This window comes from Ectobacillus panaciterrae DSM 19096 (genome assembly GCF_000430785.1).
Lineage (GTDB): Bacteria > Bacillota > Bacilli > Bacillales > Bacillaceae_G > Ectobacillus > Ectobacillus panaciterrae.
The window spans coordinates 1-8,758 of the sequence record NZ_AUMR01000127.1 but is presented as its reverse complement, the minus strand read 5'-3'; the positions used below and the strand labels follow the sequence as shown (position 1 = coordinate 8,758).

Annotated in this window: 13 protein-coding genes; 8 read left to right on the top strand and 5 right to left on the bottom strand. The window is 34.0% G+C overall.

The window, feature by feature from the left end; translation table 11 throughout:
* Positions 1–81 precede the first annotated feature (81 nt).
* Positions 82–288: a hypothetical protein gene (locus tag H540_RS0120570; protein ID WP_028402194.1), complete on the bottom strand. Its 207-nt coding sequence runs from the start codon at positions 286–288 to the stop codon at positions 82–84.
* Between the two features lie 561 nt (positions 289–849).
* Here H540_RS0120570 and H540_RS0120565 point away from each other — a divergent pair.
* The 4 genes from H540_RS0120565 (at position 850) to H540_RS33500 (ending at position 3,528) form a co-directional block, all read left to right on the top strand.
* Positions 850–1,353: a CcdC protein domain-containing protein gene (locus H540_RS0120565; RefSeq protein WP_028402193.1), complete on the top strand. Its 504-nt coding sequence runs from the start codon at positions 850–852 to the stop codon at positions 1,351–1,353.
* A gap of 298 nt (positions 1,354–1,651) precedes the next feature.
* On the top strand, positions 1,652–2,377 hold the full coding sequence (locus H540_RS32440; protein ID WP_028402192.1) for a MerR family transcriptional regulator: 726 nt from the start codon (positions 1,652–1,654) through the stop codon (positions 2,375–2,377).
* Positions 2,378–2,759: 382 nt separating this feature from the next.
* Complete coding sequence (locus H540_RS0120555) at positions 2,760–3,152, top strand: YybH family protein (RefSeq protein WP_028402191.1); 393 nt, start codon at positions 2,760–2,762, stop codon at positions 3,150–3,152.
* Positions 3,153–3,357: 205 nt separating this feature from the next.
* The gene (locus tag H540_RS33500) at positions 3,358–3,528 is read left to right on the top strand and encodes a hypothetical protein (RefSeq protein WP_155891100.1); all 171 of its coding nucleotides are present in this window, start codon (positions 3,358–3,360) and stop codon (positions 3,526–3,528) included.
* A gap of 107 nt (positions 3,529–3,635) precedes the next feature.
* Here the strand turns inward: H540_RS33500 and H540_RS0120545 are convergent, their stop codons facing one another.
* Both H540_RS0120545 and H540_RS0120540 read right to left on the bottom strand, forming a co-directional pair.
* Positions 3,636–4,682, bottom strand: coding sequence for an ABC transporter permease subunit (locus tag H540_RS0120545; RefSeq protein ID WP_028402190.1), 1,047 nt, complete (start codon positions 4,680–4,682; stop codon positions 3,636–3,638).
* A complete protein-coding gene (locus H540_RS0120540; protein ID WP_028402189.1) occupies positions 4,679–5,572 on the bottom strand; it encodes an ABC transporter permease subunit in 894 nt (297 codons plus the stop codon). Before H540_RS0120540 ends, H540_RS0120545 begins: the two co-directional genes overlap by 4 nt.
* 100 nt (positions 5,573–5,672) lie before the next feature.
* On the opposite strand from H540_RS0120540, the gene H540_RS31525 reads away from it, so the two are divergent.
* Positions 5,673–6,092, top strand: coding sequence for a hypothetical protein (locus H540_RS31525; RefSeq protein ID WP_051317220.1), 420 nt, complete (start codon positions 5,673–5,675; stop codon positions 6,090–6,092).
* A 114-nt stretch (positions 6,093–6,206) separates the two neighbouring features.
* Here the strand turns inward: H540_RS31525 and H540_RS0120530 are convergent, their stop codons facing one another.
* On the bottom strand, positions 6,207–6,572 hold the full coding sequence (locus H540_RS0120530; RefSeq protein WP_028402188.1) for a DUF4259 domain-containing protein: 366 nt from the start codon (positions 6,570–6,572) through the stop codon (positions 6,207–6,209).
* 186 nt (positions 6,573–6,758) lie between these two features.
* Here H540_RS0120530 and H540_RS0120525 point away from each other — a divergent pair, with 186 nt between their 5' ends.
* The 3 genes from H540_RS0120525 to H540_RS35260 all read left to right on the top strand — a co-directional run bounded on the left by H540_RS0120525 (position 6,759) and on the right by H540_RS35260 (position 8,345).
* Positions 6,759–6,947 carry a hypothetical protein gene (locus tag H540_RS0120525; RefSeq protein ID WP_028402187.1) on the top strand — a complete coding sequence of 63 codons (189 nt, stop codon included), beginning with the start codon at positions 6,759–6,761 and terminating at the stop codon, positions 6,945–6,947.
* Between the two features lie 247 nt (positions 6,948–7,194).
* Complete coding sequence (locus H540_RS31520) at positions 7,195–8,103, top strand: hypothetical protein (RefSeq protein WP_051317219.1); 909 nt, start codon at positions 7,195–7,197, stop codon at positions 8,101–8,103.
* A gap of 113 nt (positions 8,104–8,216) precedes the next feature.
* The gene (locus H540_RS35260; RefSeq protein ID WP_281172532.1) at positions 8,217–8,345 is read left to right on the top strand and encodes a hypothetical protein; all 129 of its coding nucleotides are present in this window, start codon (positions 8,217–8,219) and stop codon (positions 8,343–8,345) included.
* A gap of 69 nt (positions 8,346–8,414) precedes the next feature.
* Here the strand turns inward: H540_RS35260 and H540_RS0120510 are convergent, their stop codons facing one another.
* Positions 8,415–8,612: a hypothetical protein gene (locus H540_RS0120510; RefSeq protein WP_028402186.1), complete on the bottom strand. Its 198-nt coding sequence runs from the start codon at positions 8,610–8,612 to the stop codon at positions 8,415–8,417.
* Positions 8,613–8,758 lie beyond the last annotated feature (146 nt).

Here is an 8,758-nt window from a genome sequence, read left to right as displayed (position 1 = left end):
TGAATTAAATCCTTTATAAAACGGTAAATGTGGATATAAAAGCACCTTATCAATTTAGATAAGGTGCTTTTTCAATATGTACTAGCATGTTTCTTTCATTTTCATCATCATGTTCATTATAGATGTCATCATTTCGTCACACTCTTGCATTTTAGACATCATTTGATCCATGTCCATCATCATTTTGTTTTCACACATTTGATCCATCATCATTTTCATGCACTTCATCTCGCACATCATTCTTTCCATACATGTCATCATAGACATATCCATGCACATTTTTTCCATTTCGATTTCCTCCTAATGTGTAAGTTTTTGAGATAGATAAGCGATAAAAAAGAAATAAAAAAGCCCATAAAAAGTTACTCAGAGGTATTAAATAATTGAGTAATTACAGAAACATCGGAATACAAGTCTTGTAATTCAAATTATTATGATACATAAGAACTTTTTAGCGCTTTTTGTCGTCAAGTCAGCGTTTCTTTTTTATCTAAATTGATTATACAATTACAATTCATTACTTTCAAGGAATTATATGGTATTTTAATAATATTTACACAAAGTCCACACTAATACAATTAAAGGAATTTGTGTAAACTTATAGATACATTGACTACCGATAACACTGATTATGTGAGCAAAAAATCCCTTCAGAACACAAGGTCTGAAGGGTATTTTTATAGTGTTTGAGACACATTGACTTCCGATAATAATGTCTTATGTTAACTAACCCTGTATGGAATATACATAAAAAAGTTTAATGTTTTTTCTAAATTCATGACTAAGGTCACTACTTAAAAGTACATGACTTCTATATAGTTAAGGTATACCAATTATGGGGGTGAATTTATAAACGCTTCTTCTTTTTACCTGATTGTTATTGCAATTGCTGCATTGGTTTTATGGCGCAGAACGAGAGCTATGTATCGCCCAATTAAAGGAAATGGAGTTCGCCTTCTCCTACCAATATTATATGTGCTGTTACCTAGTATTCCTATTATTTTGAATCCAAAGGCTCATGCTGCTAGCTGGGAATGGATTTGTGCACTTATCTTTGGATTTCTTTTATCTATCCCACTTATTTGGACGACTAACTATGAACTCCGATCCGATCAACATATCTACGCTACAAAAAACAGAAGTTTCATCATCGTCTTTGTTATTATCTTTATTATCCGATTTCTACTTCGCGATTATTTAAAGTGGCTCGGCACGGAGACTGAGGCAGCACTGTTTGTAACCGTAGCGCTCGGATATATTTTACCTTGGAGAATTGTTTCATTTCTCAAATTTCGGCGAATATATAAAAACCGAATCTATACAAATAAAGAATCCCTTCAGAATAATATCTGAAGGGTATTTTTTATAATGTCTAAAATATATTCACTACCGATAATGACATGTTATGTTAACTAGTTCTGCATACAATATTCATAATTAAAAAGCCTTTAAAAATAAATTTAAAAACTTTTACCTATCAATATTAGATTCCATAATTGGGTGCTGTTTTTAAATAAGAAAGTGTCTTTTTTAATAAAAATTGTTATCAATATAAACAACCAAAAAAGTTTTAAAAGGGTACTTGAGTCTAACACTATGTTAGGCTTTATAGTAATGTTGCCGGCTAAAATAATTCGTACGAAATGAGGGGTTGATTCTGAATAAAAAAACTTGGAAAGTTGGAGAATTAGCTAAACAAACCGGACTTACGGTACGGATGCTCCATCATTATGACAAAATTGGATTGTTTTCTCCTTCACAGTCTTCTGATAAGGGATATAGGATCTACACTGAAACAGATATTGCCAAGCTGCAACAAATTATGTCCCTTAAGCAGTTAGGTTTTGCTTTAGATGAGATTAAAAGGATGATGGAAAATTCAAATTTGAATCCGGTCGAAGTTATAAAAGTACAGCTAAAAAGTGTAAAAGAGTCTATTCAGATACAAGAACAATTGTGCAGTCGTTTGGAAAGGATATATGAGTTGCTTAACAGTCAACAAGAAGTGAAGGCAGAACAATTTATAAATTTAATTGAGGTGATTAATATGAGTAAAGATAAATATTTTACCCAAGAGCAACAGGAAAAGATGTTCAAACAGCTCGGATTAGAGAAAAGAAAGCAGTATGTAAGTGAATGGCTTGAAATAACTGCAAAGATACGTGGAGAATATGAGAAGGGGATACCACCTGAAAACCTAAACGTTATACAATTTGCAAAACAATGGAACGAATTCCTCGATAAGTTGACTTTTAGGGATCCTGAGATATCCAAAGCAGCTGAACGTTATTATAAAGAAAATCCTGAAGTACAAGAAAAATTTGGGGTAGATGAACAACTTTCTGGCTACATTAAGAAGGCTATGTCACACAGTTAAATTCATCTTTATTATTACAGAAAAAGTCGTGAGCATTTGTACATCCTCGACTTTTTCTGTTTAAGCAATCGGGAGCTATTATGAAAAAGCACTTACTCATACAAATATTGCTCGATATGGGCAATCAGAATCACCACCAGATTCACCATCACAATAGGTAAAAATTTGTTTTTTAATAAATAATAAACAACTTCCGATAACACTGATTATGTGAACAAAAAATTCCTTCAGAATACAAGGTCTGAAGGGTATTTTTATAGTGTCTGAGATACATTGACTGCCGATAATGACATGTTATGTAAACCTCACATGAATACGATGTACAAAGGTTTTTCGTGATTTAATGTTTAATAATCATACTTATAAAAAATGGGAGGCAATTATGCAAAATAATGAGCTAAAGCAAATAGTCAAAAATGCAGATAGTGCAATCAATCAAGAGAATTTTGATGATTTAATGGATTTCTATTCAGAAGATGCAATTTTAGTTGTAAAACCTGGAATGTTAGCTAAAGGAAAAGAAGAAATCCGTCGGGCATTTGAGGCTATCGCTGATTATTTTAACCATAGTTTAATTGTTAATCAGGAAAAGATGGAAATAATTGAAACCGGTGATACAGCATTAGTTATTGCAAAAGCACTTTTGAGTGCCAATCAAAAAACCGATTCAGAATTCTCTATGGAGAGAATCGCAACTTATGTTTTTAAAAAAGAGTCTGATGGAGTTTGGCGTTGTATAGTTGATAATTCTTACGGAGCTGAATTACTTGAATAACGTATTTTCTAGCTTTAATATGATTCTCTGTTAACTGAACCACCTAAAAAATATAACTACCGATAACACTGATTATGTAAACACGAACCCCCTTCAGCAAGCGATCTGAAAGGGGGTTTGTAGGCTTCTAGATATATTGACTTCCGATAATAGGATGTTATGTCAACTAAATAGGACACATATAACGAGACCGAGGGGGAATTATATGACTATTTTTGGGTACATTTTCTGGGGGATCTGTATCATAGCTATTGTGGGAAGTTTTTGGATGCAGAAGAAATATAAAAGTGGTGCTCCTGATAAATCATCTAATCAAGAATTACATGAAGAAATTACAAAACTTGATAATTCAAGAAATGATCCACCAAGGTTTTAAAAAAATAATTACTGTATTTTACTATCGATAAACCGACTTATATTGATTAATTAAAGGGGGCTGTTTCAAAAAAACAGCCCCCTTTGTAGTCGAGCATATTTACTTCTTTATGTATCTATAAACATTTTCTGCTGTTTCTGAGGAGTTACAAATGTAAATTGTTCTTTTTGCTCAGAAACTTGACCCTCGTTTGTTACTATTCTCTTTTCCTGTAAAGATTGTATGATCACCCGTTGGTTAAGAGCATCCTTTATCCCTTTTGTAATTAAATTGAGAAAGAAGATTGTAATTGCAAAAGCACAAAGTGGACTCAGCACAATCCAAGGCGCTAAGTTAAATTCATACCGATCAATTCCAATAAGTCCTGACCATTCACTTGTAAGGGATACATATTTATATCTGCCGGGGTCAATCTCGATATGACGCTCACCGCCAATAAATTGATGGAGCAATCCAAGATGTACAAACAAGATAAGTGTTTGTACCACATGTTGCATAAAGAGAATCAGCATCTTTTCCCTTAAAAATAGATGAATGTGTGTACGAATCAGATGCCATTTTGTTGCACCCATCACTTTGGCACTGATGACATATTCTTGTTTCATCTGTTCATCGACTTCATTTGTAATATATACAGCAATCGCAGGAACCGCAACCCCGACACCTACCGCTAATTGATACAATATAGTAATCCACTGCGTGGAAGGAATCGGATCTTCCGCACCGATACTAATGTACACAGGGGTCATGAGAATATAGGCCATGAATATAGTTGGGATGTTATAGAAAGACTGACTGATTCCTTTTACAAATGTCTTGAAACGTTTAGAATACAAACTTAACCAGACTCCGATGCACACCCCCATCAGAATGCGAAAGAAACCTACGAAAAAGGCAAAACCAATGGTATACTTTGCTCCTTCCAAGATGGGATACAAAAGCGGTACTCCTAGCCGGTCTGATCCAAACGGTGGAGCCTGAAGTGGTGAAAACGGCGCAGCTGCCGAGAGCACTCCTTTTTCGTCATATAAAAGTCTTTCTGGTTTCGGCAAAAACTCTTTCAGATAGGGGAACAATAGGCTACACAAAATTAGAAGTCCGAGAAACACAACTCCAATCCTTACACATTTGGAAGCCGTAATACGACGAGTCATACGTTTACCTCCTCTTGACTCCCTACTCTTTTCACAGCAAGGGAACCTAATAAAAAGAACATGAAAAATGGAAGGAACAGCAATGACACAACAACAACACTAATGGCAGTATTTCTTGATCCGTAGTCCACTAAGAACTTCATAATGCCGTTCATGTTGAAGATATATTCTAATATAAACAGGTTTGAAAGCATGAACAGAAAAATGGTTTTAGAATGATAGAACAAGTGAATAAACACATTTCGAAATAGATGCACGGCAGTGATATAACGTAGCGTAAATCCTTTTCCTCTTACAACTTCCATATATGGTTTTTTCTGCTCATCCTTCAAATATACAATCAGCATACGAAACATCTGAATTGTTGGAAGAATGCATAAACATAAGATTGGTAGCACAAATGCTTTTTTCTCTCCAAATGACAACACACGAACCGGCATAGAGCCCGTCTGTTTAAAATACCAAATCAGTAACGCTTGCAAACAGACAATAATCATCATGTCGGGAATCGCTTCGAACACAAAGAGGATGTTCTTCATCCACTTCTGTCCCCGAAGGGAGGAGAGCATATATAAATAACTTAGTCCTGTTGCCATGATAAGGGCTATCACAAACGTACCGATGAGAAGAGAAAGAGAATAAATGTATGGTTCCCAAATGGTTGGAAATAGAGGATATTCCTTAAGAGTGCCCGTCCCAGACGTAGTAAATGTAATTTCATCTACATGCAATAAAAGTTTTATAGTGTCTTCGATTTGAAACACATATAAAAAGGGTTGGAACGAAACTTTTCGATTGTATGTAAAAAGAGACGGTAAGCAAAGAATACAGAGGGTACTACAAATAGTGAATAGAAAATACAGAGTTGTTTTGATTATCCGAATGATCATAAATCCCTCCCGTTACCTTAAAAAGGTAAAATTAGTAAATTGTTAAAAAATTATAGCATGTCATGATAGAATAGGGAATAATAGGAAAATAGGAGGCCGTATGAATAAACTAACAAAAGCTCTTGTATCTATTGGGATAGTCTCTACTTTCTTATGTGTCACAGGATGCTCTACCGATATTCAAACATCCAGACCACAGCCCAAACAACAATCAAGCTTGAATTCTGTTACAAGGACGGGGCAACCAGATGCAAAGATGACAAAAAAGGCAGAGCAAGATAATTCTGCAAATATAACATTAGAGCAGCTATCCAAGGTAAAACAAGAGATGACCTACGAAGAGGTAAAAAATATTCTGGGGATGGAAGGCCATATGGTGAGTGAATCCGGAGAAAAAGGTACTCCTAGGTATTCTGTCATCTATATTTGGAAACTTAAGGATCTCCAATCGATTGTACAAATTACGTTTTTAGACGGGAAGGTAAGAGGGATATATAAAGCTCCAATCCCAAAGGCTTAGTAGAATTCCTTATTTATAGAGAAGGAGAGCATATTATAGGTTGTTTACTTAACTACCGATAACACATGTTATGTAAACAAAAAAGGAGAATGATCTTCTCCTTTTTTGTTGTAATTATTTATTGACTCCTATTAGTTTTGATTTGAGTTCATTCAGGATTTTTTTTCTTTCTTCAAAATCCTCGTCTTCTCCATTTTCTGCCCAAAGCTCTAAGTCTGCACCTCTATCAATTAATTCGATAGCTTTTACTAGTACTTCTTCTTGGAGTAGATTTTTTTCTAATTGAGCAGCTGCAAGCCCAGTATATATCCAAGATACTACTTCTAAATCATCTTCATCATCTTGATCTTCCAAATGTGTATTCAGTACTTCTTTTGTTGCTTCTTCGACGGACAAACCTTCTTCTAATAATTCATAGAAGTCATCTCTGACATCACAAGTTGTATCATTATCAAATATTCCAGTTCCCCAGGCACCCAATTAGTAACACTCCTTTTACCTTAAGAATTAAGGCTATACTTCTATCTAATTATACTACATGAGAATTACTTCCGATAATACTGATTATGTAACCTTCAATCCTGCGTTGAAGGTTTTTTTGTTCATAATGATGAATACATACAGAAACAAGAAATTCACAGGATTAAATAAAAGGGAGGAATAACCATGATAAGACAAGGTTTTATGTTTCTTGCATTATTTTTGGGTATTTTTGCAGTTATGCACCTCATTCCAGAAATGGACCTTATAACGTCTATATCATGTGCTGTAATCTTCTTTATTGTGAGCTTGTTAGTCTTTTACGCAATTGAATCTGAATCATTTGGCAGTGCTCAGGAAAATCTTGTTGAATGATGTACCGACTGGTCCCTTTCAAAAGTATCAACTCATCTGTGCTGCTTAGTAATTACTTCCGATAACATTAATTATATGAATTGTGAAGCCCCTTTAGCTCGCTTGCTGAAGAGGCTTTTTTATAGGCTTCTAGATACATTGAGTTCCGATAACTCATGTTATGTAAACTTCACATGAATAGAATATACAAGGATTTTTTCTTGTCTATTCGTGGTATGATGGAATAAAAAGGAAGTGTTATACAGTAATGATAAATAGAAAACTTATAATAAGCCTATCCTTAGGAGGACTCATCCTAGGAGGAACATTTTACATAGAAAATCACCAAATTGCCTTTGCAAAAAAGAATACAAATACAGTTGAAACAAAGAAAGAAAATCAACAAGTAGTAAAATCGTACTCTAAAGAAGAGATCCATTATAAAATTCTAAACTCTATTGATTATTTTCAGACTGTAAAAGGAGCATTTGAAGAATATAACGGTGCTATAAGTAATATCCACTCCAAAGTTGAATATCAAGTGAGAGTTGGTAACAATCCCCTTGCTTATTCAACAATAGCAATGAAAGACTCAAATAATGTTGAGCAAATACATCTTTTTAAGGACGAAATCCTTCTAACAATATATCCTGAACGAAAAGAATACGGAAAATCTCCTGTTTCAGTACCAAAAGATTCGAGCGAGATAGATAAATCTATTGAACATAGATATGCAGTAGGTGAAAAGGATGTAAGTAACTTCCTTCTCAGAGCTGACTATCCACCATTAGGACCAGCAGAAAGTTCTATTTTTAACCAGGCAGAATTAATAAATTACCTATACAATTATAATTTATGGAATATAACTAACCAAGATGATCTTTACTTAACACGTCATGTAATAACTATTGAAGGATCACTCGCTGGACGTGTAGCTAGAATTACAAAAGGAACAACATTTAAATTATGGATTGACCAGGAAACTGGTGTCCTTCTAAAGAAAGAAATTAAGAATGAAAAAGGAGATATTGTAGCATATTTAAAAACTAAAACATTCATTGTGAATAAACCCATTAAAGATGAGGAAATAAAGGTAGGTATTCCAGAAGATTATAAAAATGGATTTGAACAAAATGAACAGCTTATAAAACGTTTAGAGGAAACAAAACAGAAATAAAATCTACTTTCGATAACGCACGTTATGTAGACCTCACATGAATAGGATACACAATGTACTTTTCTTTCCTTTCGCGCGATAAAATGGAATAAAAAAGAATGGAGCTGTGCTCGATGGATATCTTTTATATTGGGCTTGTTCTTTGGTTTATAACACTCTTAGTTATCGAGGGTGGAATAAGAAAAAATACAAAACAAAATGAAAGAATTATAGAGTTACTTGAAGAAATCAAAAATAAGTAATACATACTCTAGATCACTACCGATAACACTGATTATGTAAATAAGAGCTGCCTAGCAAGGCAGCTCTCTCTATTTTTCTCGTATATCGAATGATTTGATATGCCGTGTAAAGATAATAGTTCCGTCAATTTCTATGTAGTCAATATTTCTATCGGTGATGTCCCTCGTTAATTTATTCTGTAAAACAGACAAGTTTTCTTCACATATCGTCTGCTCCAATTGTCCTTTTGGTAAATGAAACGTCACTAAAAAGTCCTCTGTTTTCACGATAATTCCCCCTTGGATTGATATGCTACTTCATGATAACTCAGATAAACATCACCTGTACAAAGGGGATAATTGAAGTTTGTATACTGAAATTTCAAATTTTAGTGTGCGAAATTTCAAATTTACATCACACAACTTGAGATTAT